The sequence below is a fragment of the Pseudoxanthomonas kalamensis DSM 18571 genome (assembly GCF_010211745.1).
Classification (GTDB): domain Bacteria; phylum Pseudomonadota; class Gammaproteobacteria; order Xanthomonadales; family Xanthomonadaceae; genus Pseudoxanthomonas_A; species Pseudoxanthomonas_A kalamensis.
In genome coordinates, this window is sequence record NZ_PDWQ01000004.1 from 381,971 (window position 1) to 408,617 (window position 26,647).

The following is a 26,647-nucleotide window of genomic DNA, read 5'->3' on the forward strand; positions in this document are numbered from 1 at the left end:
AATAGGTGCGGAGAAGCGCCACGGACATCGGCCGATGCCGGGGCGGCGTGTCGGAGAAAGCCGCAGCCGCCTGTCTCTTGTCCGATCACCGGTTGGGCCTCACCAGGCCGCAATACAGGCCTTCGATGGCGAAGTTCTGGTCGGGCAGCACCTCGATGGGGGAATAGTCCGGGTTGCGCGGCAGCAGACGAATGCGGTCCTTGCCGATCTTCAGCAACTTGACAGTGATCTCGTCGTCGATCCGCGCCACCACGATCTGGCCGTTGCGGGCGTCGCGGGTACGGTGCACGCCGATCAGGTCACCGTCGAAGATACCTTCGTCGCGCATCGAGTCGCCGCTGACCTTGAGCAGGTAATCCGGCGAGGGCGAGAAGAACACCCGGTCCAGCACCACGTAGTCGTGGTGATCGGCATCGGCCCCGATCGGCGCACCGGCAGCCACACGCCCCAGCACCGGCAGGCGCAGGGCGTCGTCGTTGGCGGCGGCCAGTTCCAGCTCCCGCTGCGGCGCCTGCGGGGCGTGCAGCAGGCGGATGCCGCGCGCGCGGCCGGGAATCTTCTCGATGGCCCCGGCCGCTTCCAATGCGTCCAGGTGGTACTGCGCGGCGCGCACGCCCTTGAAGCCGAAGGCCTTGGCGATCTCGGTCTGCGACGGCGGCATGCCCTCGGCCTCGATCCGCTCGGCGATCATGGCCAGGATGGCCTGCTGAGTGTCGGTCAGGTTCATGATTAGTAGTAATACTACTAACGGCGAACAGGCGCAACCCCTTCTCTCTTCAAAGCTACTTCCGGCCGCTGCGCCAGATCGACCACAGGATCCAGAATCCGCCGAGGACCGCGCCGGAGAAGCCCAGTACTGCCATCGCGGTGACCCAGCGGCTGGAAAAGCCGCCGGCGCTGTTGATGACGATGGACGAGCCGATGATCAGCGCCGCAGTGACGATACCCATGGTCAGGCGGTTGCTGGCGCGGTCGATCTGGTCGCCGAACGCCTTCAGGCTGCTGACCTGTATCTGCATCTGCAGCTTGCCGCGCCGGGCCGAGCGCAGCAGCTGGTGCACGTCGCGCGGCAGGTCGTGCAGCAGGTCGACCAGCCCGCTCAAGGTGCGCTTGCCACGCCGCACCAGCACCTGCGGCGAATAGCGCTGCAGCATCGCCCGCCGCAGGAACGGCCGCGCCTCGGCGGCCATGTCGAAGTCCGGGTCGAGCTGGCGTCCCATGCCCTCCAGGGTCAGGAAGGCCTTGATCATCAGCGCCAGGTCGGCCGGCAGCACCAGTCCGTTGTCACGCAGGATCACGGTCACGTCGGTGAGCATGTTACCCATCCGCAGTTGCTTCAGCGGCACCCCGCGATACTGGTCGACGAAGGCGTCGACGTCTTCCTGCAGGCGCGCCTCGTCGACATCGCCCTGTCCCTCGGTCCAGCCCAGCAGCACATCGGCCACCGATTCGGCATCGTGGTCGACCAGTCCGTGCAGCAGGCGCACGATCTGGAAGCGGCGCGGCTCGGACACACGCCCGACCATGCCGAAGTCGATCACGCCGATGCGGCCGTCGAGCATGTAGAAGATGTTGCCGGGGTGCGGATCGGCATGGAAATAGCCGTCTTCCAGCACCATCTTCATCACTATCGCTGCGCCGGTGCGCGCCAGCTGGCAACGGTCCAGCCCGGCCGCATCAACCGCCGCCAGGTCGCGACCGGGAATGCCGTCCAGGCACTCCTGCACGTTCAGCCGCTCGCTGGTCCATTCCCAGTAGACGCGCGGGATGACGATTTCGTCGTGGCCGGCGAAGTTGGCGGCGATGCGTTCGGCATTGCGGCATTCGGCGGCGAAGTCCAGTTCCCGGCGCAGCGACTGCGCGAACTGGCGCACCATCATCCGCGGCTGGTAGCGGCGCAGCTCCTGCACCTGTTCCTCGGCGATCGCGGCCAGGTGACCGAGCAGGCGCAGGTCGGCTTCGACCACCTCGCGGATGCCGGGCCGGCGCACCTTCAGTATCACCGCGCTGCCGTCGGCCAGCCAGGCGCGATGCGCCTGCGCCAGCGAGGCCGCGGCGACCGGTCGCTGCTCGACGCTGACGAAGATCTCGTCCGGCTCGGCGCCGAGGTCTTCGCTCAGTTGCGGCAGGATCTCCTCGTACGGCAGCGCCGGTACCGCGCTCTGCAGCCGGCTCAGTTCCTCGATCCAGCGCGGCGGCAACAGGTCGACGCGGGTGGCCAGCACCTGGCCGAGCTTGACGAAGGACGGGCCAAGGTCCTGCAGCGCGCAGCGCACCCGCGACGGCACGTCCATCGCCAGCAGCTCGCCGTTGGTCTGCCAGTGCAGCAGCTTGCCGGCGCGTTCCAGCGCACCGGCCATGCCCAGCCGGCGGACCATGTCGCCGAAACCGTAGCGGATCAGCACGCCGGCAATTTCCTGCAGGCGGCCAAGGTCGCGAACCGTACCCAGCTTCTCCCACATCAGGTACCGACTCCATCATGGCGCACGCGCATGGCCGTGCTCACGACAACAGTTCTCCCAGCCCCTCGAGCGCGGCGACCACGGTCTGTCGGCGCACCGCGTCACGGTCGCCTTCGAAATGGAACACCTCGGCCCTGGCATAGCCGCCACGACGTTTCCACGCCACCCAGACCGTGCCGACCGGCTTGTCCGGCGCGCCGCCGCCGGGACCGGCGATGCCGGTCACCGCCACCGCGATGCTGCCGCCCGAATTGGCCAGCGCACCGGCGACCATTTCGATCGCCGTTTCGCGGCTGACCGCACCATGCGCTTCCAGCGTCTGCGGACGCACGCCCAGCAGCGCCTGCTTGGCCTCGTAGCTGTACGCGGCCATGCCGCAGTCGAACCACTCCGACGAGCCAGCCACGTCGGTCACGCACTTGGCGATCCAGCCGCCGGTGCAGCTTTCGGCGGTGACCAGCATCAGGCGTTCGGCCCGCAAGCGTTCGCCGAGGGATCGCGCCAGTTCGCGCAGGGCTTCGTCGCCGGGAATCGTGGGGGACATGTCGAAAATGCATTGCGGCCGGGGATACGTCCGCAGTTGTAACCCAATTCGCCGCGGTTGTCGTCCCGCCCCAAAGCGAAGCCCGCGCACCCTTGCGGATACGCGGGCTTCCGGAATTGCCGGACTCAGTAACGCAAACGCAAGGTCATGCCGTACATGCGCGGCGCGCCAAGGAAGGCGTCGTAGGTATTGAACGGATTACCCGGCACCGGCGAGACGTTCTGCAGCGGACCGTCGAAGCCGACCTGCACGTACTCGGTATCGGTCAGGTTCTGCGCCCACAGCTCGACCATCCAGCGCCCGCTGCTGGAACCGAAACCGACCCTCGCATTGACGATGGTGTAGGCATCCTGATCCTTCTCCACGTCCAGGTCGGAGCCGGTGTTGTAGTCGCCCATGTACTTGGCGCCGATGTTGAAGCGGCCGATCAGGGTGTCGGAGAAATCCCATTCGTAGGTGACCGCCAGCGAACCGGACCATTCCGGCGCGAACGGCATGGTTGCCCCCGGCAGCTTGTACAGCGCGCCGGTCGGCTCGACGAAGTCGCCGCCCGGGATGCTGTCGCCGAACGTGCTGTCGGTGTACATCAGGCCGCCCTGCAGCATCAGCCCGGGCACCGCGCGCGGCTGCCACAGGATCTCGCTGTCCAGGCCCTGCGACACCACTTCCGGAATCGAGCGCACGACGAAGCTGGTGCCCAGGAAGCTGTTGAGCTGGAAGTCCTCGTACTTCTGGTAGAACAGCGTGGCGTTCAGCAGCAAGGTGCCGTCGGCCCAGGTGGTCTTGGCGCCCAGCTCGTAGCTGTCGACGAACTCGCCGGGGAACGAGGTGTCGTTGACCGGCACGATGCCGGTGCCGCCGCTGGACAGGCCGTCGGACGACTGCACCCGATCCAGGTTGAAGCCGCCGCCCTTGTAGCCGCGCGCCGCCGAGACGTAGGTCATCACCTTCTCGTTCCAGCGGTAGGCCGCCTTCAGCGTGCCGGACCACTCCTTGTCCTCGCTCTCCTGATGGGTGACGCGACCGTTGTGCAGCGGATTCGCCCACGGCAGGCAACCGTAACCGATGACCTGCGGAATGACCTGCGGCAGCGCCGCTGCCGGCACGCCCCGTGCCAGCAGCGCGGCGGAGATGCCGGCCTGTCCGTTCGGCCCGAGCATCGCCGAGCAGCCCGGACTGCCGTTCGGGTTGCTGTACGCCGAGTCCAGCGTCTTCTCGTCGCGGGTGTAACGCAGGCCCAGGGTCAGGTCCAGCGCATCGGTGGCATGCCAGGTGTTGTTGGTGAACAGCGCCGTGCTCTTGGCATTCTGCTTGTATTGATCGTCCGCGCCCAGGCCGGCGAATACCGTGCCGAACGGCAGGCCGGTGGCTTCCGACAGGAACAACGGCGCGGTCGGCGAAGCCGCCAATGCCGGATTGACCAGCGACAGCAAGGCGACCGACAGGTAAGGCTCGTAATGCGCGCCGATCCGGTAGGTCTCGGTCCGATCCAGATCCTCGTCCGAATAGAACAGGCCGACCATCCAGTCGATGCGGTCGGTGGAACCGGTCAGGCGGAACTCCTGGCTGAAAGTGTCAAAGCCGGTGAAGGACTCGTCCTCCTCCGGGCTGCGGTACAGGATGTCGGCCGTGCTGAAGTCGTAATCCAGGCCGTTGACCGACTGCCATTCGCGTTGCGCAGTGATCGAGGTCAGCGTCGCCCCGCCCATCCACGGCAAGGTCCAGTTGACCTCGGCCGATACGCCCTTGTCCTCGATCGACTGGCTCGTGGGGCGGTTGCTGTAGGCCACGTGGTCGAACGGATCGTCGCCCGGCGCCGCCACCGCCTGTCCGCCGACCAGCGCATTGAGAATGGCGGCCGTGCCACCGACCGTGGTCTGCACCGCGGTACAGCAGTTCTCGTCGCGGCTGGTGAAATCGCCGGAGAGCAGGATCTCGAGGTCCTCGTTCGGTTCGATCAGCAGCTTGCCGCGCAGGGTATGGTAGTTCTGATCGTAGTCGTCGGTCTCGCTGCGCGGACCGCTGCCGGTCTCGACGTCCATCCAGCCGTCGCGCTTGCGCTTGGCTGCGTACACGCTGAAAGCGGCGCTGTCGTTGAACGCATCGTTGTAGCTGCCGGCCAAGCCCACCGCACCGTAGTTGCCGACCGTCACCTCGCCTTCGGCGCTCTGGGTGAAACTGGGCCGCCGGGTGACCACGTTGATGACGCCGGCGGAAGTGTTCTTGCCGAACACGGTGCCCTGCGGCCCCTTCAGCACCTCGACCCGCTCGAGCTGGCCGAGGTCGCCGAAGCCGACGCTGTTGCGCGGACGGTATACGCCATCGATGACCACGCCGACCGACGATTCCAGACCGACGTTGTCGCCGACCGTGCCGATGCCGCGGATGCGCGCGGTGGTGATGGCTTCGTTCTGGGTACTGGTGACGGTCAGGCCCGGCACCAGGATCTGCATGTCCTTGATGTCGCGCACGCCGGTGTCCTGCAGCAATTGCTCGGGCAGCGTGGTGACCGAAATCGGCACGTCCTGGATGGCTTCCTCGCGCTTCTGCGCGGTGACGGTCATGGTCGCCAGCGTCGTGGCCTCCTTGTCGCCGTCGGACTGTGCGGCCGCATCATCCTGCGCCCAGGCCTGCGGCGTCGCGCAAAGGGCCGCGATGACGGCCAGCGAAAGCAGCCTGGGCTGCGGCTTGGAATGGACCATGGTTCTCCCCTCCCCGGGAATGTCGTAGTCGTTCGTTCGTGTTGTCTGTCTTGCTTGTGTGCGTTGTCGCGTCCTGCCTGTCCTGCTCCCGAATAACTTGAACGTGATGCCTAAAACTTCAAGCGAAGCTAGCATCTTCTTGAATCCGCTTCATTTTGCAGCGCATCCATACGCCATCCCGCTGCCGGGAACGGAGATTCACGCTGACCAGTGCCGCCACTGCCCCTTCCCGCCGAAGACAATCCGGCGTCCGCGGCGAGTCCGGCATCGGTCATGTCGTCGTCATGGCCTGCGCCGGCCAATGCCGGTTCGACAGTCAATGTCGCGATTTCATACAATCGAATCGCACCGACGGGGGAAGGTTTTTCCTTCGCTATTCAACGAATCAAGCACCTGCCATCTGCGCGGCGTTGTTCCAGCCGGCACCGGCGCCTTGCAGACCCACCGCCCATGTCCAAAGCCAAGAGTGGCCCTCAGGAACATACGCCACTGATGAAGCAGTACTTCGCCGCCAAGGCGGACTACCCGGACCTGCTGCTGTTCTTCCGGATGGGCGACTTCTACGAGCTGTTCTATGACGACGCGCGCAAGGCGGCGCGGCTGCTGGACATCACCCTGACCCAGCGCGGCAGTTCGGCCGGACAGCCGATCCCGATGGCCGGGGTGCCGGTGCATGCCTACGAGGGCTATCTGGCGCGACTGGTGGCGCTGGGCGAATCGGTGGCGATCTGCGAGCAGATCGGCGACCCGGCGCTGGCCAAGGGCCTGGTCGAACGCAAGGTGGTGCGCATCGTCACTCCCGGCACCGTCACCGACGAAGCGCTGCTGAACGAGCGCCGCGACACCCTGCTACTGGCCGTCGCCCGCAGCAAGTCCGGTTACGGCCTGGCCTGGGCCGACCTGGCCGGCGGCCGTTTCCTGGTCAACGAGGTCGAAGGCGACGATGCGCTGGAGGCCGAACTGGCGCGGCTGGAACCGGCCGAGTTGCTGCTGCCGGATGAAGAAGGCTGGCCGGCGTTCCTGACGCAGCGCAGCGGCATCCGCCGGCGCGCGCCGTGGCTGTTCGATGCCGACAGCGGTCGCCGCCAGCTGCTGCAATTCTTCGGCCTGCATGATCTGACCGGCTTCGGCATCGAGGACAAGCCGCTGGCCACCGCGGCCGCCGGCGCCCTGCTCGGCTACGTCGAGGAAACCCAGAAGCAGCGGCTGCCGCACCTGACCGCGATCGCGGTGGAATCGGCCGCCGATGCCATCGCGATGAACGCGGCCACCCGCCGCCATCTGGAACTGGACACCCGCATCGACGGCGACAGCCGGCATACCCTGCTCGGCGTGCTGGACGCCACCATCACCCCGATGGGCGGCCGCCTGCTGCGGCGCTGGCTGCACCGCCCGTTGCGCGACCGCGAGGTACTCGGCCAGCGCCAGCAGGCAGTGGCCACGCTGATCGACAGCGGCGCCGAGCACGCTCTGCGCGACCGCTTCCGCGCGCTGGGCGACATGGAGCGCATCCTGACCCGGGTCGCCCTGCGTTCGGCGCGCCCGCGCGACCTGTCCACCCTGCGCGATGGTCTGGCCCTGCTGCCGGACGTGGCCGCAATCCTCGAACCGCTGGATTCGCCGCGCCTGCGCGCACTGGCGGCGGAACTGGGTTCGCACGGCGATACCGCCGCCCTGCTGGCCGCTGTGGTGGAAGCGCAGCCACCGCTGAAACTGGCCGATGGCGGCGTCATCGCCGCCGGCTTCGACGCCGAACTGGACGAACTGCGCCTGCTCAGCAGCAATGCCGACCAGTTCCTGATCGACCTGGAAGCCCGCGAGCGCGAGGCCAGCGGCATCGCCACGCTGAAGGTCGGCTACAACCGCGTGCACGGCTACTACATCGAGATCAGCAAGGGCCAGGCCGACAAGGCGCCGGTGCATTACACCCGACGCCAGACCCTGACCAATGCCGAGCGCTACATCACCGAGGAACTGAAATCCTTCGAGGACAAGGTGCTGTCGGCGCGCGAACGCGCGCTGGCCCGCGAGAAGCTGCTGTACGAACAACTGCTGGACGCGCTGAACCGGCAACTGGAGCCGCTGAAGCGCTGCGCCGGCGCGCTGAGCGAACTGGACGTGCTGGCCGCCTTCGCCGAACGCGCGCAGGCGCTGGACTGGAACCGACCGCAGCTTTCGGACGAACCGGGATTGCGGATCGAACGCGGTCGCCATCCGGTGGTCGAGGCGGTCCGCGAGGAGCCGTTCGAGCCCAACGACCTGGACCTGCATCCGGATCGCCGCATGCTGGTCGTCACCGGTCCCAACATGGGCGGCAAGAGCACCTACATGCGGCAGAACGCGCTGATCGTGCTGCTGGCCCACATCGGCAGCTTCGTCCCGGCCAGCCGCGCGGTGATCGGTCCGATCGACCGCATCCTAACCCGGATCGGCGCCGGCGACGACCTCGCCCGCGGCCAGTCCACCTTCATGGTCGAAATGGCCGAGACCAGCTACATCCTGCACCACGCCAGCGAACACTCGCTGGTGCTGATGGACGAGATCGGTCGCGGCACCTCCACCTACGACGGCCTGGCACTGGCCGATGCGGTCGCCCGCCACCTGGCCCGGGTCAATCGCTGCTACACGCTGTTCGCCACCCACTACTTCGAACTGACCGCGCTGGCCGGCGACGGCGAGGACAGCGGCATCGCCAACGTGCACCTCGACGCCGTCGAGCACGTCGACAGCCAGGGCAACGACGCCCTGGTGTTCATGCATGCGGTCAAGGAAGGCGCCGCCGACCGCAGTTTCGGTTTGCAGGTGGCGGCGCTGGCCGGCCTGCCGAAAACCACCCTGCAACAGGCGCGACGGCGGCTGGCCGAACTGGAACAGCGTGGCCGCGAGAGCCACGCTGCGCAGATGGCGCCGCAGGCGCTGGACGTGCCACAGCAGTTCGGCCTGTTCGCCGCAGCACCCTCGGCCGCGCAGGAAGCACTGGCCGCGCTGGAGCCGGACGAACTGACCCCGAAGCAGGCACTGGAAGCGCTGTACCGGCTGAAAGCGCTGCTGTAGGCGACGGCGGGAAATGCCTTCCCATACCGCACCGGGCAGCGATCGCATCGACGGCGAGCAGGACGTCGCCGTCATCGGCGCCGGCGCGGCCGGGCTGATGTGCGCGATCACCGCCGGCGCGCGCGGGCGCCGCGTGCGCGTGCTCGACCACGCCAACAAGGTCGGCAAGAAGATCCTGATGTCCGGCGGCGGCCGCTGCAATTTCACCAATACCGGCACCGGGCCGGCGAATTTCCTGTCCGCCAACCCGCATTTCTGCAAGTCGGCGCTGGCCCGCTACACCCCGGCGGACTTCATCGCCCTGGTCGAGCGTCACCACATCAACTACCACGAGAAGGAACTCGGCCAGCTGTTCTGCGATGAATCCTCGAAGCAGATCGTGCGCATGCTGCTGGACGAATGCGCGGTCGTCGGCGCCGACGTACATACGCAGTGCACGGTGAACGGCATCGAGCGCATCGGCGACCATCATTTCCGCCTGGACACCACGCTGGGCGTTGTCGAGTGCGAATCGCTGGTGATTGCCAGCGGCGGATTGTCGATTCCCAGCCTGGGCGCCAGCGGTTTCGGCTACGACATCGCGCGCCGCTTCGGCCACACGGTGCTGCCAACCCGTGCCGGCCTGGTGCCGCTGACCCTGAGCGGCAAGCATCAGGAACGCCTGCAGGACCTGTCCGGGGTGTCGTTCGAGGTCGAAGCGCGCTGCAACGGCGCCGCCTTCCGCAACCAGTTGCTGATTACCCATCGCGGCATCAGCGGGCCGGCGATCCTGCAGATTTCCTCGTACTGGCAACCCGGCGACGACCTGCTCCTGGATCTGCTGCCCGACGAAGATGCGTTCGGCTGGCTGCAGGCGCAACAACAACGCCGGCCGGACGCGGAACTGAAGACCGCGCTGGCCGAGGTACTGCCGAAACGTTTCGCCCAGCGCTTGTGCGAGGTCTGGCTGCCGAACCGGCCGCTGAAGCAGTACACCCCGGCGCAACTGCGCGAAGTGGCCGCCGTGCTGTCCGCATGGCCGCTGGTCGCCAGCGGCACCGAAGGCTACCGCACCGCGGAAGTCACCTTGGGCGGGGTGGATACGCGCGAGATTTCTTCCAGCACGATGATGTCGCGCAAAGTGCCGGGGCTGTTCTTCGTCGGCGAAGTGCTCGACGTCACCGGCTGGCTGGGCGGATACAACTTCCAGTGGGCCTGGGCGTCCGGCCATGCCGCCGGCAGTGTGGCCTGACGCCGGCTTTCGATCATCATTTCACGGAATGCTGCAGTGCGAGAGATTGGCTGCGGCATGCTTTTGCGTGCATTCGATAGGCGATGCGTATCCGTGGCATTCGAAATATCGAATATCCCTGCCGTCGACCCGCGCCTATAGTCGTCGCCACGGTGCCGGCATGCAGACAGCGCATTCCTCGCGGAATCCCACGCTTCGGCGATGCGGAAGTGCCTGCCCGCACATCCAATCGACGAACGGAGGGAGACAGCGATGAACAACAGCCAGAACACATCCGGAAAATGCCCGGTCATGCACGGCGGCAACACCCATGCCGGCGCTTCGGTGATGGAGTGGTGGCCGAACGCCCTGAACCTGGACATCCTGCATCAGCACGACCGCAAGACCGATCCGCTGGGCGAGGGCTTCGACTATCGCGAAGCATTGAAAGCACTCGACGTCGATGCGCTGAAAAAGGACCTGCATGCGCTGATGAACGACAGCCAGGACTGGTGGCCGGCCGACTGGGGCCACTATGGCGGTCTGTTCATCCGCATGGCCTGGCACGCGGCCGGTTCGTACCGGATCGCCGATGGCCGTGGTGGCGCCGGCACCGGTAACCAGCGCTTCGCGCCGCTGAACTCGTGGCCGGACAACGTCAGCCTGGACAAGGCGCGTCGGCTGCTGTGGCCGATCAAGAAGAAGTACGGCAACGCGGTCAGCTGGGCCGACCTGATCATCCTGGCCGGCACCATCGCCTACGAGTCGATGGGCTTGAAGACCTTCGGCTTCGCCTTCGGCCGCGAGGACATCTGGCATCCGGAGAAAGACACCTACTGGGGCGCCGAGAAGGAATGGCTGGCGCCCAGCGACGAACGCTACAGCGACGTCGATCAGCCGGAAACCATGGAGAACCCGCTGGCCGCGGTGCAGATGGGCCTGATCTACGTCAATCCCGAAGGCGTCAACGGCCATCCCGACCCGCTGAAGACCGCCGCCCAGGTGCGCGAGACCTTCCGACGCATGGCGATGAACGACGAGGAGACCGTGGCCCTGACCGCCGGCGGCCACACCGTCGGCAAGACCCACGGCAACGGCGACGCCGCCGCGCTCGGCCCCGACCCGGAAGCGGCCGACGTGGAAATGCAGGGCCTGGGCTGGGCCAACCCCAACCAGCACGGCAAGGCGGCCAATGCCGTCACCTCCGGCCTGGAAGGTGCCTGGACCACCCATCCGACCACGTTCGACATGGGCTTCTTCGACATGCTGTTCGGCCACGAGTGGGAACTGCGCAAGTCGCCGGCCGGTGCCCAGCAGTGGGAGCCGGTGGACATCAAGGACGCCGACAAGCCGCTCGACGCCAGCGACCCCTCGGTTCGCCACAACCCGATGATGACCGACGCCGACATGGCGATGAAGATGGACCCGACCTACCGCGCGATCTGCGAGAAGTTCATCGCCGACCCGGACTACTTCAAGGACAGCTTCGCCCGCGCCTGGTTCAAGCTGACCCATCGCGACATGGGTCCGAAGGCCCGCTACATCGGCCCGGACGTACCTGCCGAAGACCTGGTCTGGCAGGACCCGGTGCCGGCCGGCAGCACCGGCTACGACGTCGCCGCGCTGAAGGCGAAGATCGCCGCCAGCGGCCTCGGCATCGGCGAGATGGTCGCCACCGCCTGGGACAGCGCACGCACCTACCGCGGCTCGGACATGCGCGGCGGCGCCAACGGCGCGCGCATCCGCCTGGCCCCGCAGAAGGACTGGGAAGGCAACGAACCGGCCCGGCTGGCGAAAGTGCTGGCGGTGCTGGAACCGCTGGCGCAGGCCGCCGGCGCCTCGCTGGCCGACACCATCGTGCTGGCCGGCACTGTCGGCGTCGAACAGGCGATCAAGGCCGCCGGCTTCGATGTGGCGGTGCCGTTCGCGCCCGGCCGCGGCGACGCCAGCCAGGCGCAAACCGACGCCGAATCCTTCGAACCGCTGGAACCGCTGGCCGACGGCTATCGCAACTGGCTGAAGAAGGACTACGTGGTCACCCCCGAGGAGCTGATGCTCGACCGCACCCAGTTGCTGGGCCTGACCGCGCCGGAAATGACCGTACTGGTCGGCGGTCTGCGCATGCTCGGCACCAACCATGGTGGCACGAAGCACGGCGTGTTCACCGACCGCGCAGGCGCGCTGACCACCGACTTCTTCGTCAACCTGACCGACATGGGCAATACCTGGGTCAAGGCCGGCGACCACTACGAGATCCGCGACCGCAAGACTGGTGCGGTGAAGTGGACCGCCAGCCGCGTCGACCTGGTGTTCGGATCGAACTCGGTGCTGCGTGCCTATGCCGAGGTCTACGCCCAGGACGACAACAAGGAGAAGTTCGTCCGCGACTTCGTCGCTGCCTGGACCAAGGTGATGAACGCCGACCGCTTCGATCTGGCCTGAGACCCGTCGATGGGTTGGCCGGCGGGCGGACCGATCACCGGTCCGCCCGCCGCCGTCTCACGTTAGTCGCGGTTTTCCAAAATCCGAACCTTCCCGCGGTAGGATGGCGCCAGGCCGGCACCCGGCCTGGACATCCCATTCCATCGCCCAGGAGGGCAACCCGACATGAGTCAATCCTCGCTCGCCGAAGAGCTTTTCACCCAGTTGCAGGGTGCCCCGCTGCAGCAGCTGTCGCAGCAACTCGGCGCCGGCCAGATGCAGACCTCGAGCGCCATTGGCGCGGCCCTGCCGCTGCTGCTCGGTGCGCTGGGCAAGAACGCCGCGCAGCCCTCCGGAGCCGAGGCCCTGCTCGGTGCGCTGCAGAAGGACCACAACACCGGCATGGATCTGGGCGGCCTGCTCGGCGCCGTGCTCGGCAGCGGCGCGCCGTCCCGACAGACCAATGGCGAAGCCATCCTCGGCCACGTGCTGGGCGGTCGCCAAGGCACGGCCGCAGCCAGCCTCGGCGAAGCCACCGGCCTGGGCAGCGACAAGGCCGGCCAGCTGATGAAGCTGCTGGCGCCGATCGTGATGTCGTTCCTGGCCCAGCGCTTCCTGTCCGGCAACAGCGGCAACGCCAGCGCCGGCGACCTCGGCAGCCTGCTCGGCCAGGAGCGCCAGGTCGCGCAGCAGCAGGGCGGCCTGGGCGGCGGCCTGCTGGGCGCGGTGCTGGATCAGGACGGTGACGGCCAGCTTGGCCTCGGCGATCTGCTCAAGCTGGGCGGCCTGTTCGGCAAGCGCTGAGCGCCGCCGGTTCAGGCACAAAAAAAGCGCCGGGCATTGCCCGGCGCTTTTTCGTTCGCGTTGCCGCGAAACCTTACAGCGGCTGCACCTGGTCGGCTTGCATGCCTTTCTGGCCCTGCACGGCGACGAAGGTGACCTGCTGGCCTTCCTGCAACGACTTGAAGCCGTTGCCCACGATGGAACGGTAGTGGACGAACAGGTCGGGGCCTTCGCTCTGGGTGATGAAACCAAAACCCTTGGCGTCGTTGAACCACTTGACGGTGCCGGTCTGACGGTCGGACATCTGATGTAACTCCTGAAACGGATGAAAAAAATCACGGCCTGGACCTTCCGGACCGAGACTGGGTTTGCAGGCGCAGGTAACGCGGTGAGATGTAGCCGATCGTCGGATCTACTGCATCGGGTCACGATTCACTGTGGCCCAGGCAAGCACAGTGCCGCGCACGATACGCAGGTTCGGGCAAAAAAGCGAGCCCGTTCAGGAAACGGCCGCCGGCTCGGCCAGCGGCCGCAGGGCCGGGTCCAGCGCCACCCGCTGGTCGAACACGAAACAGCGGCCGTCGTAGCCCTGCCCGCCGACCCGCTCGAAATACCCCAGGATGCCCCCGTCCAGCTGCAGCACATTGTCCATGCCGGACTGGCGCATCCACAGCGCCGCCTTCTCGCAGCGGATGCCGCCGGTGCAGAAACTGACCACGGTGGCCACGGCCAGCGCCTCGCGGTGCGGCTCCAGCGCCTGCGGCAGGTCGGTGAACTTGGCGATCGGCAGGGTCAGCGCGCCTTCGAAGGTGCCGTAGGCCACCTCCTGCGCATTGCGGGTATCCAGCATCACCAGCGGCCGGCCATCGTCGTCATGCCCCTGCCGCAGCCAGCCTGCCAGGGTTTCCGGCGCCACCGCCGGCGCCCGCTGCCGCAGCGGGTCGGCCTGCGGGCGGTCGAAGCGGATGATCTCCGGCTTGAGCTTGACCTTGAGCCGGGCGAACGGGCACGCCTGGCTCCAGCTGCGCTTGACCTGCAGGGCGGCGAAGCGCGGATCGGTGGTCAGCCGCTGCAGGAGTCCGTCCACCGCCGCCTCGTCACCGGCCAGGAACAGGTTGATCCCCTCGCCCGCCACCAGCACCGTGCCGCGCAATTCCAGCGCCTCGGCCGCTTCGCGCAACTGCGCGGCCAGCGCCGACGGGTCGTCGATGCGGACGAAATGGTAGGCGGCGATGTTCAATATCATCCGCGCATTCTACCGGCGCCGACGCCCGGCGGCCGCTTCAGCGCAGCAGCAGGTACGGCAGGGCCAGGGTCAGGCCCAGTATCGCCAGCATCGCCGCCAGCATGCCCAGCACGTAGCCTGGACGCGCCCGCAGCAGGCCGAGGAAGGTTTCCGCACGCCCTTCCCTCAACGCCTGTTCGCGCTCGGCTTTCGCCGTTCGGCTGCGCGCGGCCTGGTAGTCGCGCATCAGCTCACGCGCCTGCGGCAGTTTCGCTTCGTCGGAAATCCAGATGCCGCCGGCCGTGATCCCCCACATGCCGGGCCGGGTTTCGTAGAAGGCGATGCCGTGTTCGTCGAGCCAGGCGCGCACCTCGTCGGCCTCGTCGTCGGGAACGTTGCGCAGGTTGAGCAGCAATCGGGACATCGTCGGCAGCATAGCCGATCGACCGTCCGCACCAGCCGCCGGCCATAATGCATGGATGCATACCGCCTGCCGCATTCGATGAAACCCGCCCGCGTCGCCGTGGTCGGCGCCGGCCCGGCCGGGCTGATGGCCGCCGAAACGATCCGTGCCGCCGGCCATGCGGTCGACCTGTACGAGGCCAAGGGTTCGGGCGGACGCAAGTTCCTGATCGCCGGCAAGGGCGGGTTGAACCTGACCCATTCGGAACCGCTGGACGCCTTCGTCTCCCGCTACCGCGAACGCGCCGACGCCGTCGGCGACTGGTTGCGCGAGTTCGGCCCCGACGCCCTGCGCGACTGGGCGCGCAGTCTGGGCGTGGAAACCTTCGTCGGCAGTTCCGGACGCGTGTTCCCCGCCGACCTGAAAGCCGCGCCGCTGTTGCGCGGCTGGATCCGCCGCTTGCGCGAACAGGGCGTGCGCTTCCACGTTCATCATCGCTGGCAGGGCTGGGACGACGCCGGCCGCCTGCATTTCGACACCCCGGAGGGCGACCTCCGCGTCGATGCCGACGCCACGGTGCTGGCGCTGGGCGGCGGCAGTTGGCCGCAACTCGGCTCGGACGGCACCTGGCCATCGCTGCTGCAGGCACATGGGGTGGAGGTGGCGCCACTGCGGCCGTCCAACTGCGGTTTCGACATCGGCTGGAGCGAACACTTCGCCCAGCGCCATGCCGGCGCACCGCTGAAACCGGTGGTGGCGCACTGGCAGGACGAGCACGGCCAACCGCACACCCTGCAAGGCGAATGCGTGCTGACCGCGACCGGCATCGAAGGCAGCCTGATCTACGCGCTGTCGGCGCCGTTGCGCGAGCAGATAGAACGCGATGGCCATGCGCGGCTGGAACTGGACCTGGCACCGGGACGAACGCAGCAACGACTGCACGCCGACTTGCAACGCCCGGCCAACGGTCGCAGCTTCAGCGAACGCCTGCGCCGTCAGGCCGGCCTGGGCGGCGCCCGTGCCGCCCTGCTGCGCGAATGCACGGATCAAGCGCAGCGCGAAGATCCCGCCACGCTGGCGCAACTGATCAAGCGGCTGCCGTTGCGTCTGCGCCAACCGCGACCGCTGGCCGAAGCGATCAGCAGCGCCGGCGGCGTGCGGCTGGAGGCGATGGACGCGACGCTGATGCTGCACGCATTGCCCGGCATATTCTGCGCCGGCGAAATGCTCGACTGGGAAGCGCCGACCGGCGGCTACCTGCTTACCGCCTGCTTCGCCAGCGGACATCGCGCCGGGCATGGCGTGCTGCACTGGTTGCAGTCGCGATAGCCGGTCGAAGCAACGGCATCGCCCGGAAAGTGGTCGCCCGCATTGGCCGCGAATGGCGTCGTTGGACGGCCATCGCGCGGCGGATGCGGGCGTGCGAACAAGGTAACGGCCGCGCCGTTGAATTTGGGTTAGCGAACGCGGTCAATTCGATGACAAGCTGAACATGTGATTCATGCACCTGCGCGTTTTTCGCAACGCAACATGGCGTTCAATACCATCGGGACGTTCAGCGCAGCTGGCTGTCCTTGCTGCCGCGACGGTTGTAGCCGCCATGCGAACCCTCCTCCGCATCCTCAGCTTCCTGGCACGCCACGCACAGACGCACGCCGGGTACCGCCTTGCGTCGCGCTTCCGGAATCGGCGCATCACATTCTTCGCAGCGGCTCAGGCCCGGTCCACGCGCCATCCGGCTGCGAGCGCGCTGGATGGCGTCCTTCACCGTCGCATCGATCTGGTCCTGCACCGCGCCGTCGCCGGCCCATCCGGTCGCCATGATGTTCCCCCGGCCTTGTGGAAGTGCATCAGCATACCTCCCGCCCATGCGCGCAGCATCCCGGCAAGATGAACGCGGAGGTCTCCGCCAGCCGTTCATCGCATGTTGCGCCGCCATACTCCCCGACGCCGGATTCGCAGTATGCTGCGCATGCGGCAGGGAGGAACCCCGGCATGTTCGGTCTGGCATTGCTCGCGGCGTTGACAGTCGCCAACATGGCTCCCGTGGAAGCACCACGGGCGATGGCAGAGTCCGTCCCGCCGACACCGGACCAGATACTGGCCATTCCCGACGCCCTGCGCGAGCAACTGCAGCAACGGGTCATCGACCCCACCCAATCCAGGGAACAGCGCCTGGAAAGGCTGGCCGACTTCCTGTTCCACGAGGACGGTCTCGGCATGACCTACGAATACGACGCCAGCTACACGGTGGCCGAAGCCTTCCAGACCCGTCGCGCGAATTGCCTGACCTTCACCCTGCTGACGGTCGCATTGGCGCGCGAGGCCGGCCTGGAGGCCTACGGCCAGCAGATCGAGGAAACCCTGTCCTGGCGCCAGGAAGCCAATACCGTCTATCGCACCAACCACGTCAATGCCGGCGTGCGCATCTACCAGCGCAAGCTCAGCGTCGATGTGGCGCAGGATTCGGTGATCGCACGCAACCCGCCCGAACGCATCGCCGACAACCGCCTGCTGGCGCACTACTACAACAATCGCGCTGCCGAGCTGCTCGCCGAAGGCCGGATGGACGCCGCCTGGGCGTACTCCGTGCGTTCGCTGGAGCTGGACCCCGACTACGCCACCAGCTGGAGCAATGCCGGGGTCGTGCAACTGCGCATGGGGCATGGCGACGAGGCCGAGCGTTATTACCTACACGCGCTGTCGTTGCAACCTTCGCACGAGGGAACGCTGTTCAATCTGGCGGCCTATTACCAGCGCAGCGAACAGACACGCAAGGCTGCCTCGATCAACCGGCGCTTGAATGCGGTGCAGGCGCGCGATCCCTTCTTCCAGTACGTCCGTGCTTCCGAATACGAGCGCCAAGGCAACTATGCCGACGCCGTGAAGTACTACAAGCGCGCAATCGACCTGTACGCCGGCGAACACCGCTTCCACTTCGGGCTCGCTCGTGCCTACCTGCTGATGGGCGATACTCGTCGCGCCAGCCATGCCCTGGTTCGCGCCAGCGAACTCAGCCAGGGCGAGGCTCGACAGCATTACCAGGCCAAGCTGGATACGCTGCGCAAGCGCCTCAACTGATCACAGGCAGCCGGCATGGCTGCCCCCCCCCGAGTCACAACACTCGACACAAACCGCCCCGGCAATCATAACTCCGGCGTGGAATCGGCAATGATCTCCATCGCCTCCTTGGCACGCTGCTCCTGTCGGCGGATTTCTTCCGGCGTCCATTGCTTCGATGTCGACGGAGCGGCAGATGGCTCGGCCGGCCGGCTCCCTGCCGACATGGGCACTGCCCTTGCCTGTGTTGAGGAAGATCGCGCCTGAACCGGCATCTCATGGACAACCGGAACCTCCGTCTTCCCCGCCCGGGCCGTGATCGAAGTCAACCCATGTGTCAACACGGAAACTGCAACCCAGACTACCAACAGGAACAAGCCAAACGACACGACCAACCCCAGCAACTTTCCCCCGGCCAGATACAGCAACGCTTGCGCACCATGACCACGACCACGACCACGGCTTCGCCCCCCATATCGGATCCGGTCTTCCAGTGCTCCGAGCATGCGCTCGCTTATTCCAGCGGCCAGCTTTCCTGCCTGCTGCACCCTGTCCTGTCCAAACTCGCCATTGCGAGTCTCTCGCCCCGGTGCAAACCGCATGATTTCGTCAGTGGGCAACGGCCCCAACATCTCCCGCAAGTCATTGCCGTCAACCAATTGGACGTGGCCCAGCTTGGTCGCCGACTCAATGGCCTTGCGGGTAAATTCACCGGTCGTGACCAGGATGGCTCCCGTGGCTCCTTCGTTGACCATCAGCCCGATGAGTTGATGTACCTCATTGTGTGGTACCTGATAAGCATTCCAGCCCTTGCACTGGACCAGTATGTATTGGTCGTCCTGTCGCAGCTTGAGATCGATTCCACCATCGAATCGTTGGCCGCTGGCACCCGTACCCACGTGTTCGACCCGATATCCCTGCTGGCGGTAATGCTCGGCCAGCAGAACCTCCAGGCGGTCCCAGCGCAATCTGGACACGCCATCGTCCCGGCGAATTTTGACCTGCTTGAGCCCCTGTCGCTTCATGTTTCCATCTGCCATCTCCCCTGCACTCCATGAAACGGGAACGAACGCTGCAAATCAAGAACAGGCCCTTCCTCGGGAGGTGGCACGAAGACCCACTACGGCATGGTGGCCTGATCCGAGTCGGGCCGCGCAGCCTCAAACCACCGCGGTCACCACGATCTCGACCTTCCACGCCGGATTGGCCAGCTTCGCTTCCACCGTTGCGCGCGATGGCGCGCTGCCTGCGACCACCCAGGCATCCCAGGCCCGGTTCATGCCGTCGAAATCGGCGATGTCGGCCAGGTAGATCTGCGCGCGCAGGATCTTCGTCTTGTCACTGCCGACCTGTGCCAGCAAGTCATCGATGGCCGCCAGCACTTCGGCCGTCTGCACCTCGATGCCCGCGTCGGGACTCTCGGGAATCTGCCCGGCCAGATAGACCACACCGTTGTGGATGCTGGCCTCGGACATGCGCGGGCCGGCGTCGATGCGCTGGATCATTCTGGATACTCGTTGCAGGAAAGGGACCGGCACGGTAGCCGGCGCGCCTTCGCAAGACAAGCGCGCCGTGTCAGCGGTGGCCCAGCGCGTAATCCAGTGCGGCACGGACCGCGGCCACCTGGGCGTCGTTGCACTGGGCCGGGGTCGCGCGCGGGCTGTCCGGGTAGACCTCGGTAGTGGTGCGGTAGCGGGCGTCGGTGACGCTGGCGCACAGGCCCAGCACGTTGCAGTCGTATTCGATCACGCCCGGCGCCACCACCGGCGAACCGATGATCTCGCCGTTGTCGTCGGCCGGGGCGATGTGGGTCACTTCGGCCACCGCTGCATTGACCGCTTGCTGGAAGGCCGGCTCCGGCGCCGCGCTGTCGGCGCACAGGTAGAACCCGTCCGGAATGGTTCCCGGCACGAACGGCTTGCCATCGCGCGCGGCCAGCGCCGGCCGGAATTCGCTTTCGTCGCTGTCGGTGGTCTCGTGCAGGTCAATGTGCAGCAGAAAGCGGCCCCGCAGCGGTGCCACCAGGGCCATCAGCGCAGCGGATTCCTGCACCGTGCTGCCGACGCGGAACGAGCGGTTCGGGTCCACCGCATCGGCATTCCAGCGCTGGATGCGCTCGTAGCCCCAGGGACTGACGCAGGGCGCGACCAGCAGGTTGATCCGCCCGGCATGGTCTTCGCCACGGGTTTCCAGAAACTGCAACGCGCCATGCACGCCGCTGGTTTCGTAACCGTGCACGCCGCCTGTCACCAGCGCGCAGGGCAAGGCCTCGTCCCAATCCTTGCTGCGCACCGCGAACAACGGCAGGCGCTGCGGCGGATAGTCGAGTTCGCCGTATTGCGCCACGTCGAAGCGGCCGCGCAAAGCATCGATGCGCAACAGCACCTCGTCGGCGTAACTGCGCTGTGGTTGCTGGCGCGCCCGCCATGCCGAAACCTCGGCCTCGCCCCAGGCCACGCCGGGGCTGCCGATCGGATAGAAACCGGTACTCACGTCGGGAAGATTCCGCTTGTCGAATGGAAACCCGACTTTACACCCGAGGACCGGCCTGCCGTCCCTGCCTCAGGCTTCGACCTGTCCCGTCTGCTTTTCCTGTTCGGTGGCATCGCGCACCTCGGCCACTTGCACATCGAAGTGCAGGGTCTTGCCGGCCAGCGGATGATTGCCGTCGATCCTGACTTCGTTCTCGCCGACGTCCATCACCGTCACCAGCACCGGGCCGCGCTGGCTCTGGGCCTGGAACTGCATGCCCGGCTCGACCTTGTCCACCCCCTTGAAGGCATCCCGCGGCAGGGTCTGCACCAGCGCATCGTTGCGCACGCCATAAGCTTCTTCCGGCTTGACCTCGACCTTCAGCGCATCGCCGGCCTGCTTGCCTTCCAGCGCCTTCTCCAGGCCCGGAATGATGTTGCCGGCGCCGTGGAAATAGCGCAGCGGCTGCGATTCCGGCGATTTGTCGAGCACCTGGCCGGCATCGTCGGTCAGGGTGTAATGAATGCTGGCAACACGGGCAGCGGTGATCTCCATGGATGATCTCCTTGGTATTCGAGAAAAGGGAAATGCGGTATCCGACCTGCACCGGCAGACTCACGATGCAGCAATGGAAACGCCGCACGGACACCTTAATGGCTGCACTGCCGATACGCAAACCGCGCAATCGATGCAGGCGGATTCGTCCGCGGATCGCCGGTTCTAGGCCGGAATGGAACCGGCGACGGCTTCGGCATCATCGCCATCGTCAACGGTTTCGCGCCCGCGAGGCAACGGTGGAATGACCAGGGTGGTGCATTCCTCGTAGCGCGCCGATGGCAGATCGCGCAACGGCAGGCGATCGGCGCGGAAGCTTTCGATCGGCAGACGTGCCGCTTCGTACAGGATCACTTCGTGCCCGGGCGGATACCAGCGCAGCAACCGATCGACCAAGGCCTGCAAGGCTTCGCTGTCGGCGTGGAACCGACTGCACGACAGATCGCCCGACAGGGTCACCTGCCACAACAGGACCAGTCCGCCGGTATCGGGGCAACGGTCGTCGACCATGAACTGGGTCGCCTCCATCGACTGCACGCCACGCTGGCCGGGATCGATGCCGAGATCGGCATACAGACAGGCCTCGGCGGAAACGCCCGGCTCCATCCGCGCCGGGATGCCTTCGGCGCGCGCCTTGCGCACCACCGCATGCGGCACGTCGGCGAACACGCCCGGATGTCCGTAGAACGCCGCGCACACCCGCTTGCCGGCGCGCACTTCGGCCATGATCGCCGCCTCCATCTCGCGATAGGTCTGCCTGCGGTCCTTGCCGGGGGCGTAATGGGCGCCGAGGTTGATCGCATCGGGGCGGAAATCGCGGATCATCGCCAACGCGAACGGATCGACCAGGCAGAACACCACCTCGGCCTCGCGGATTTCCGACAGGCAGCGCTCGCTGGCATGGCGACCGAAATCGATGCCGCACCCCACCACCACCAGGCCCGCCCCCGACTCCACGGCTTCGGACTCGCCAGCGCGGACCGTGCGGTCGCGGCCTTCCTGCTTGGCCCGGTACAACGCCTGGTCGGCCTGGTGGATCAGCTGTTCCAGCGTGGCGGCATTGCCGTTCGCCTGGCAGACCCCGTAGCTGATGCTGAAGTGCACGGTCTGCCCGAACACGCTGATCGGTTCGATGCGCTCGCGCAGGCGTTGCAGCAGGGCCTCGGCCTGCGCGGCATCGGCTTCCAGCAGGATGGTGAATTCGTCGCCGCCGCTGCGACCGGCAATGCCCCGGTCGCCGACGATTTCGCCGATCCAGGCACCGAGCGAACGCAAGGCCTCGTCGCCGGCGGCATGGCCATGATGGTCGTTGACGCCCTTGAAACGGTCGATGTCGGCCACGATCGCGGTGAACGGCTGCCCGGTCTTGCGGGTGCGGGCGAAGGCCTCCTCGCCCAGCTTGCGCGCCTGCTGGTAGTTGTACAGGCCGGTCAGGCTGTCGTGCTCGGACTGCCAACGGTAGCGGCGGCGATCGCGGAACGAACGCCGCAGGATGCTGATCAGCAGGGCGGCGAGTAGCAGCAAGCTGCCGATGCCGGCGACCAGCAGCCACTGCCGGCGCTTGGTCGTGGCGATCTGCAGTTCGGACAGCTCCTTTTCCGCTTCCAGCCGGGCGATCTGCTGTTCCTTCAGCTCGGTGTCGAACTCGACCTGCAGATACGCCAGCCGCCGCTCGCGCGCCTCCGCCTCGGCCACCTCGGCCGCAGCCATCGCACGCTTGGTCCAGGACAACGCTCCCGTCAGATCGTCACGTCGCTCGGCCAACTTGGCGAGCAGGCTCTGGATCTCGGCGAGCGCAGTATGCGACTCCCTGGACGAATAATGATCCAACGCGCCGGTCAAGTACGCCTGCGCCTGGTCGAAATCCCGACCCAGCTCGATCATGCTTTCGGCCATGACCAACTTGTCGCTCCAGGCGCCGTCCTGATAGCCAATCGCTTCAAAATCAGCCAGCGCCTGCCGCGCCCAGTGCAGTGCCTCGGCTTGGCGGCCCTGCCGCAGCGCCATCTTGCCGATGCCGTATTTGCCGTTGGCGACAAAAATGCGATCGTCGACCTTTGCACACAACTCGACCTGGCGTCGCCGCCAGCGTTCCGATTCACGAAAGTTGCCGGAATATTCTTCAGCCAGCGCCACATCCCCCGCAGCCAGACACAGCGCCCGGGGCTCACCCTCGGCTTCGGCCGCCTCCAGCCCGCGACGCGCCAGCTCCCGCGCCTTGACGTACTCGCCGACCAGAACGTGCAGATAGCTAGCCACCCCCATCAGCCCTGCCGACGCCTCCGGAGCCGCGGACACGGAAGACAGACCCTCATTCAGCCAGGCAAAGGCCTGTGGCCATCTCTCGCTGTTGGCGGCGATGCTGATGGCGGTGGTATAGGCGCGCAAGCGCAGGTCCGCCGGCAGGTCCTGCTGCTGCAACAAATCGCCGAAGCCGTCCAGGGCCGCCGCATTTTCGCCGGCGATGCCGAGGTTGCGCAGGCGGACGTATTCGATGCGCCGGTGCTGTTCGGGCGAAAGCTGCGCTTGTCCCTCATTCAGCGCCGCAATCTTCTCGTTGGATTCGCGCCAGTGCGCGGCGATCCCCAGCCGCTCGATTTCCCTGACCTGCGGTTCCAGCGCTTCGTTGGCGAACGCCGGCTTGCCGGCGAACGTCAGCAGGAAAAGGGAAACCGCGGTGAATGCCTGCCTGCGCATGCGCTGACCGTCCATGCCGCGACGCAGGTCAGTCGTAGGCCTTGATGATGTGGTTGATGGCGAACATCCCGTCCTCCAGGCCGGTCAACCGCTTGATTGTCTCGTAATCCTTTTCGAGCATGGCCTTGCGCTCCTCATCCGACAATCCGGCATGCCGCATCACGCCATCCGGATCCTTCTCGTACTCTGCGGCCAGCGCCGCGTCGCGGCCGAGCCGCTTCATCAGATCAAGCAGTTTCGACATGTGGTTCGCCCCTAATCGACACGCATCCACCGCCATCGCCAGCGGACTAGGCAACGCGGTCCATGCGCCACGATCAGCCGAGGGTGCGGGAGCCTCCCACCGCGCCTTCGAGACCTGCGACATTAGCACAGGAAAACGGCCACGCCGCCGCCCGCGATGCCGGAAAACCGGACCGGTTTCGCAAACGGCGTCATTCGGGACCGATCAGCCGCGGAACACCGGCTCCAGCATGCGGAACGTGCCGGCGTCGGCGTCCATCTCCACCATGCCGCCCACCGGCACGATGAACTGCTCGCGGATGTGGCCGATCAGCGCGCCGCGGTAGGCTGGAATGCCGAGCGGCTTGACGTGGTCGTCGAGAATCTGCGCCAGGTTCAGCGAACCGTAGCCGTCGCCGGGCGTGCAGTCGGAGCATTCGCCGAAGATCAGCCCGGCGATCCGGTCCAGCGCGCCCATCAGCTTGAGCGTGCTGAACATGCGGTCGATCCGGTACGGCGCTTCCGACACGTCTTCCAGGAACAGGATCTTGCCGTCGAAGTCCGGCAGGTACGGCGAACCGGCCAGCGCGGTCAGCACGGTCAGGTTGCCGCCGAACAGTTCGCCGCGCGCCTTGCCGCCGGTGACGGTCACGGTCCGGTTGCGGCGCGGCACCAGCTCGTCCTTGTCCTCGACCGGGTTGCGGTACTGCATCAGCTTGCGTTCGAAGAACAGTTCGCGGAACTGCTCGGCATTGAAGCGATTCCAGCTGCCGGTGCCCATCGGCCCGTGGAAAGTGACCAGACCGGTCTGCGCCTGCAGCGCGCAATGCAGGGCGGTGATGTCGGAATAGCCCAGCAGCACCTTCGGATTGCGGCGAATCATGCCGTAATCGAGCATCGGCAGCAGCCGGGCCGCGCCGGAACCGCCGCGCAGGCAGATCACGGCCTTGACTTCGTCGTCGGCGAAGGCGGCGTTGAGATCGGCGGCGCGCTCGGCGTCGGAACCGGCCAGGTGGCCGTAACGCGCGCCCAGATGCGCACCGGGCCGAACCTTGAACCCCAGCGCCTCGACCGTCTCGCGCGCCAGTTGCAGGCTGAACGGGTCGTCGACCGCCGCCGACGGACTGACCAGGGCCACGGTATCGCCGCGCTTGATCGGCGGCGGCAGCAAACGGCCGTGTTCAGCCGCCAGTGCCGTGCCGCCACGCACCAAGGGCAGCATCAATGCCGTCAACGCCGCGCTGCCGATGAATCCTCGCCTGTCCATTCCACCGCCTGCCTGTTCGAAGGGCGATGCAGGATAACAACCGACATGACCCCCAACAATCCGAAGCAGGCACTCGGATTCGCCCCGAACATATCCCGATGCGTCCCGGAACTTGTAGTCTCCACCGGACGCGCCTCGCGAAACCCGCTCACCGGAGCATGACCATGACCCACAAGAACACCATCTGCCTGTGGTTCGACGGCACCGCGCTCGAAGCGGCGACCTTCTATGCCGAGACTTTTCCCGACAGCGCAGTCACCGCTGTCCACCATGCACCGGGCGACTACCCCTCCGGCAAAACGGGCGATGTGCTGACCGTCGAGTTCACCGTGCTCGGCATCCCCTGCCTGGGCCTCAACGGCGGACCGGTCTTCCGCCACAGCGAAGCGTTCTCGTTCCAGGTGACCACCGACGATCAGGCCGAAACCGACCGCTACTGGAACGCCATCGTCGGCAACGGCGGCCAGGAAAGCGCCTGCGGCTGGTGCAAGGACAAGTGGGGCCTGTCGTGGCAGATCACCCCGCGCGCACTGACCGAGGCCATCGCCGATCCCGACCCCGCGGCGGCCAAACGCGCCTTCGAGGCGATGATGACGATGGGCAAGATCGACATCGCGACCATCGAGGCCGCGCGACGCGGCTGAAACGCCGCACCCGATCCGGGCGGACTTGCATCCGCCCTGCATGCACTGATGGTTTCAGCGCTTGCAGGTATTGACGCCGATCAGCCGGTACAGCGGGCAGAAGTTGAACAGGCCGGTGGCCAGCGGCAGCACGCCGATCCAGGCCCATACCGGTCCGCCGGTTGCGGCCCACGCGATCAATGCCACGCCCACCAGGATGCGGACCCACTTGTCGATGCCGCCCACGTTCGCTTTCATCTGCGTATCCTCCGGTAAGGAGCGGGCAGTATCGCACCGTGGGGAACCACTGCATGCGTCGGCGTGCGAAGCGATTCCGGCGAGGGTTTTGCTGAACCCCGCCCCCTGCGCCACGACCGCCATTGTTGGCAGGCGCCGGGAACAGGCCTCATCATGATGCGGCGCATCAGGCAACACATCTTCCCTTCCCTCTTACCTCCGCGATGAAGGCCCGTACCCACGACGCCCCCAAGCCGGCATGAGTCGCGCGCCGGACCGCGCAGACGCCAGGGCCGCATCCAGGATGGAACGCTTGCAGTCGCCCATCGCCGCACTGGCGAGCGCGTTGCTGCACGTGCTGTTCTTCATCCTGCTGCTGTTGTCCGCCAAGCCGCTGCTGACCCCGCCGCAGGGCGCCAGCAGCGGTGGCCGGGTCAAGGTGGACTTCATCGGCCAGCCGCGCGAGGCCGATCCCGGCCCGGTCACGCCGCCGGCGGCGAACAAGCCCGCCGACAAGCGCGACCGTCCGCGCCCCACCCGGCCGCGCCCGGCCGCCTCGCCGGTGCAATCGACCCTGGTCGAACACACCGAGAATCCATTGCCGCCGCCGGAGGCCGCCGACACCCCCGAGCCGGCGGCGCCCAGCCCCGAGGACGAAGCCGCCGCGCAACGCCGCGCCCAGTCCGCGCCCGCGACCAGCCCACCCGCCC

Annotated in this window: 24 protein-coding genes and 1 pseudogene; 9 read left to right on the forward strand and 16 right to left on the reverse strand. The window is 66.7% G+C overall.

The annotated features are described in order from the left end of the window. Positions 1–85: 85 nt before the first annotated feature. The 4 genes from lexA to CSC70_RS10375 all read right to left on the reverse strand — a co-directional run bounded on the left by lexA (position 86) and on the right by CSC70_RS10375 (position 5,708). Positions 86–727, reverse strand: a complete 642-nt coding sequence (gene lexA, locus CSC70_RS10360) for a transcriptional repressor LexA (protein ID WP_162456553.1) — start codon at positions 725–727, stop codon at positions 86–88. 55 nt (positions 728–782) lie between these two features. Beyond that, positions 783–2,462 (reverse strand): ABC1 kinase family protein, encoded by a 1,680-nt coding sequence (locus tag CSC70_RS10365; RefSeq protein WP_162456554.1) that lies wholly within the window; start codon positions 2,460–2,462, stop codon positions 783–785. Between the two features lie 40 nt (positions 2,463–2,502). After that, positions 2,503–3,006, reverse strand: a complete 504-nt coding sequence (locus CSC70_RS10370) for a CinA family protein (protein ID WP_162456555.1) — start codon at positions 3,004–3,006, stop codon at positions 2,503–2,505. A 125-nt stretch (positions 3,007–3,131) separates the two neighbouring features. Further along, positions 3,132–5,708, reverse strand: coding sequence for a TonB-dependent receptor (locus CSC70_RS10375; protein WP_162456556.1), 2,577 nt, complete (start codon positions 5,706–5,708; stop codon positions 3,132–3,134). Positions 5,709–6,158: 450 nt separating this feature from the next. Between CSC70_RS10375 and mutS the strand changes: the two genes are divergently transcribed. From mutS to CSC70_RS10395, 4 genes are all read left to right on the forward strand, one after another. Further along, positions 6,159–8,762, forward strand: coding sequence for a DNA mismatch repair protein MutS (mutS, locus tag CSC70_RS10380; protein WP_211369469.1), 2,604 nt, complete (start codon positions 6,159–6,161; stop codon positions 8,760–8,762). Positions 8,763–8,775: 13 nt separating this feature from the next. Further along, positions 8,776–9,993 carry a BaiN/RdsA family NAD(P)/FAD-dependent oxidoreductase gene (locus CSC70_RS10385; protein ID WP_162456557.1) on the forward strand — a complete coding sequence of 406 codons (1,218 nt, stop codon included), beginning with the start codon at positions 8,776–8,778 and terminating at the stop codon, positions 9,991–9,993. Between the two features lie 252 nt (positions 9,994–10,245). Continuing rightward, positions 10,246–12,414 (forward strand): catalase/peroxidase HPI, encoded by a 2,169-nt coding sequence (gene katG, locus CSC70_RS10390; protein ID WP_162456558.1) that lies wholly within the window; start codon positions 10,246–10,248, stop codon positions 12,412–12,414. Between the two features lie 165 nt (positions 12,415–12,579). Continuing rightward, complete coding sequence (locus CSC70_RS10395; protein ID WP_162456559.1) at positions 12,580–13,197, forward strand: DUF937 domain-containing protein; 618 nt, start codon at positions 12,580–12,582, stop codon at positions 13,195–13,197. 73 nt (positions 13,198–13,270) lie between these two features. Here CSC70_RS10395 and CSC70_RS10400 read toward each other — a convergent pair whose 3' ends face one another. The 3 genes from CSC70_RS10400 to CSC70_RS10410 all read right to left on the reverse strand — a co-directional run bounded on the left by CSC70_RS10400 (position 13,271) and on the right by CSC70_RS10410 (position 14,825). Beyond that, on the reverse strand, positions 13,271–13,480 hold the full coding sequence (locus tag CSC70_RS10400; RefSeq protein WP_162456560.1) for a cold-shock protein: 210 nt from the start codon (positions 13,478–13,480) through the stop codon (positions 13,271–13,273). A 195-nt stretch (positions 13,481–13,675) separates the two neighbouring features. Next, positions 13,676–14,422 carry a sulfurtransferase gene (locus CSC70_RS10405; protein WP_162456561.1) on the reverse strand — a complete coding sequence of 249 codons (747 nt, stop codon included), beginning with the start codon at positions 14,420–14,422 and terminating at the stop codon, positions 13,676–13,678. A 37-nt stretch (positions 14,423–14,459) separates the two neighbouring features. Further along, complete coding sequence (locus CSC70_RS10410; protein WP_162456562.1) at positions 14,460–14,825, reverse strand: DUF6164 family protein; 366 nt, start codon at positions 14,823–14,825, stop codon at positions 14,460–14,462. Between the two features lie 78 nt (positions 14,826–14,903). Here CSC70_RS10410 and CSC70_RS10415 point away from each other — a divergent pair, with 78 nt between their 5' ends. Beyond that, on the forward strand, positions 14,904–16,133 hold the full coding sequence (locus CSC70_RS10415; RefSeq protein ID WP_162456594.1) for a TIGR03862 family flavoprotein: 1,230 nt from the start codon (positions 14,904–14,906) through the stop codon (positions 16,131–16,133). Positions 16,134–16,359: 226 nt separating this feature from the next. Here CSC70_RS10415 and CSC70_RS10420 read toward each other — a convergent pair whose 3' ends face one another. Continuing rightward, a complete protein-coding gene (locus CSC70_RS10420) occupies positions 16,360–16,626 on the reverse strand; it encodes a DksA/TraR family C4-type zinc finger protein (protein WP_162456563.1) in 267 nt (88 codons plus the stop codon). A gap of 242 nt (positions 16,627–16,868) precedes the next feature. Between CSC70_RS10420 and CSC70_RS10425 the strand changes: the two genes are divergently transcribed. Further along, positions 16,869–17,885 carry a transglutaminase-like domain-containing protein gene (locus tag CSC70_RS10425; RefSeq protein WP_162456564.1) on the forward strand — a complete coding sequence of 339 codons (1,017 nt, stop codon included), beginning with the start codon at positions 16,869–16,871 and terminating at the stop codon, positions 17,883–17,885. Positions 17,886–17,950: 65 nt separating this feature from the next. Here CSC70_RS10425 and CSC70_RS10430 read toward each other — a convergent pair whose 3' ends face one another. From CSC70_RS10430 to CSC70_RS10445, 4 genes are all read right to left on the reverse strand, one after another. Then, positions 17,951–18,904: a restriction endonuclease gene (locus CSC70_RS10430; protein ID WP_162456565.1), complete on the reverse strand. Its 954-nt coding sequence runs from the start codon at positions 18,902–18,904 to the stop codon at positions 17,951–17,953. 120 nt (positions 18,905–19,024) lie between these two features. Then, entirely contained in the window at positions 19,025–19,369 is a 345-nt protein-coding gene (locus tag CSC70_RS10435; protein WP_162456566.1) for a RidA family protein, read from the reverse strand. 70 nt (positions 19,370–19,439) lie between these two features. Continuing rightward, complete coding sequence (locus CSC70_RS10440) at positions 19,440–20,357, reverse strand: M14 family metallopeptidase (RefSeq protein WP_162456567.1); 918 nt, start codon at positions 20,355–20,357, stop codon at positions 19,440–19,442. Positions 20,358–20,426: 69 nt separating this feature from the next. Further along, positions 20,427–20,891: an FKBP-type peptidyl-prolyl cis-trans isomerase gene (locus tag CSC70_RS10445; protein ID WP_162456568.1), complete on the reverse strand. Its 465-nt coding sequence runs from the start codon at positions 20,889–20,891 to the stop codon at positions 20,427–20,429. Between CSC70_RS10445 and CSC70_RS10450 the strand changes: the two genes are divergently transcribed. Further along, entirely contained in the window at positions 20,890–21,060 is a 171-nt protein-coding gene (locus tag CSC70_RS10450) for a hypothetical protein (RefSeq protein WP_162456569.1), read from the forward strand. The two genes, CSC70_RS10445 and CSC70_RS10450, sit on opposite strands and share 2 nt — an antisense overlap. Here the strand turns inward: CSC70_RS10450 and CSC70_RS10455 are convergent. The 3 genes from CSC70_RS10455 to CSC70_RS10465 all read right to left on the reverse strand — a co-directional run bounded on the left by CSC70_RS10455 (position 21,057) and on the right by CSC70_RS10465 (position 25,077). Beyond that, a complete protein-coding gene (locus tag CSC70_RS10455) occupies positions 21,057–23,603 on the reverse strand; it encodes a diguanylate cyclase (RefSeq protein WP_211369470.1) in 2,547 nt (848 codons plus the stop codon). The genes CSC70_RS10450 and CSC70_RS10455 overlap by 4 nt on opposite strands. 13 nt (positions 23,604–23,616) lie before the next feature. Continuing rightward, positions 23,617–23,832: a hypothetical protein gene (locus CSC70_RS10460; RefSeq protein ID WP_162456570.1), complete on the reverse strand. Its 216-nt coding sequence runs from the start codon at positions 23,830–23,832 to the stop codon at positions 23,617–23,619. 204 nt (positions 23,833–24,036) lie between these two features. After that, the gene (locus CSC70_RS10465) at positions 24,037–25,077 is read right to left on the reverse strand and encodes a S66 peptidase family protein (protein WP_162456571.1); all 1,041 of its coding nucleotides are present in this window, start codon (positions 25,075–25,077) and stop codon (positions 24,037–24,039) included. A gap of 164 nt (positions 25,078–25,241) precedes the next feature. Here CSC70_RS10465 and CSC70_RS10470 point away from each other — a divergent pair, with 164 nt between their 5' ends. After that, entirely contained in the window at positions 25,242–25,721 is a 480-nt protein-coding gene (locus CSC70_RS10470) for a VOC family protein (protein ID WP_162456572.1), read from the forward strand. 54 nt (positions 25,722–25,775) lie between these two features. On the opposite strand, the gene CSC70_RS10475 is transcribed toward CSC70_RS10470, so the two are convergent. Further along, positions 25,776–25,958 carry a YgaP family membrane protein gene (locus tag CSC70_RS10475; protein WP_162456573.1) on the reverse strand — a complete coding sequence of 61 codons (183 nt, stop codon included), beginning with the start codon at positions 25,956–25,958 and terminating at the stop codon, positions 25,776–25,778. A gap of 292 nt (positions 25,959–26,250) precedes the next feature. Between CSC70_RS10475 and CSC70_RS10480 the strand changes: the two are divergent. Further along, positions 26,251–26,647 (forward strand): annotated as a pseudogene (locus CSC70_RS10480) (type II toxin-antitoxin system RelE/ParE family toxin); the annotation flags it as partial.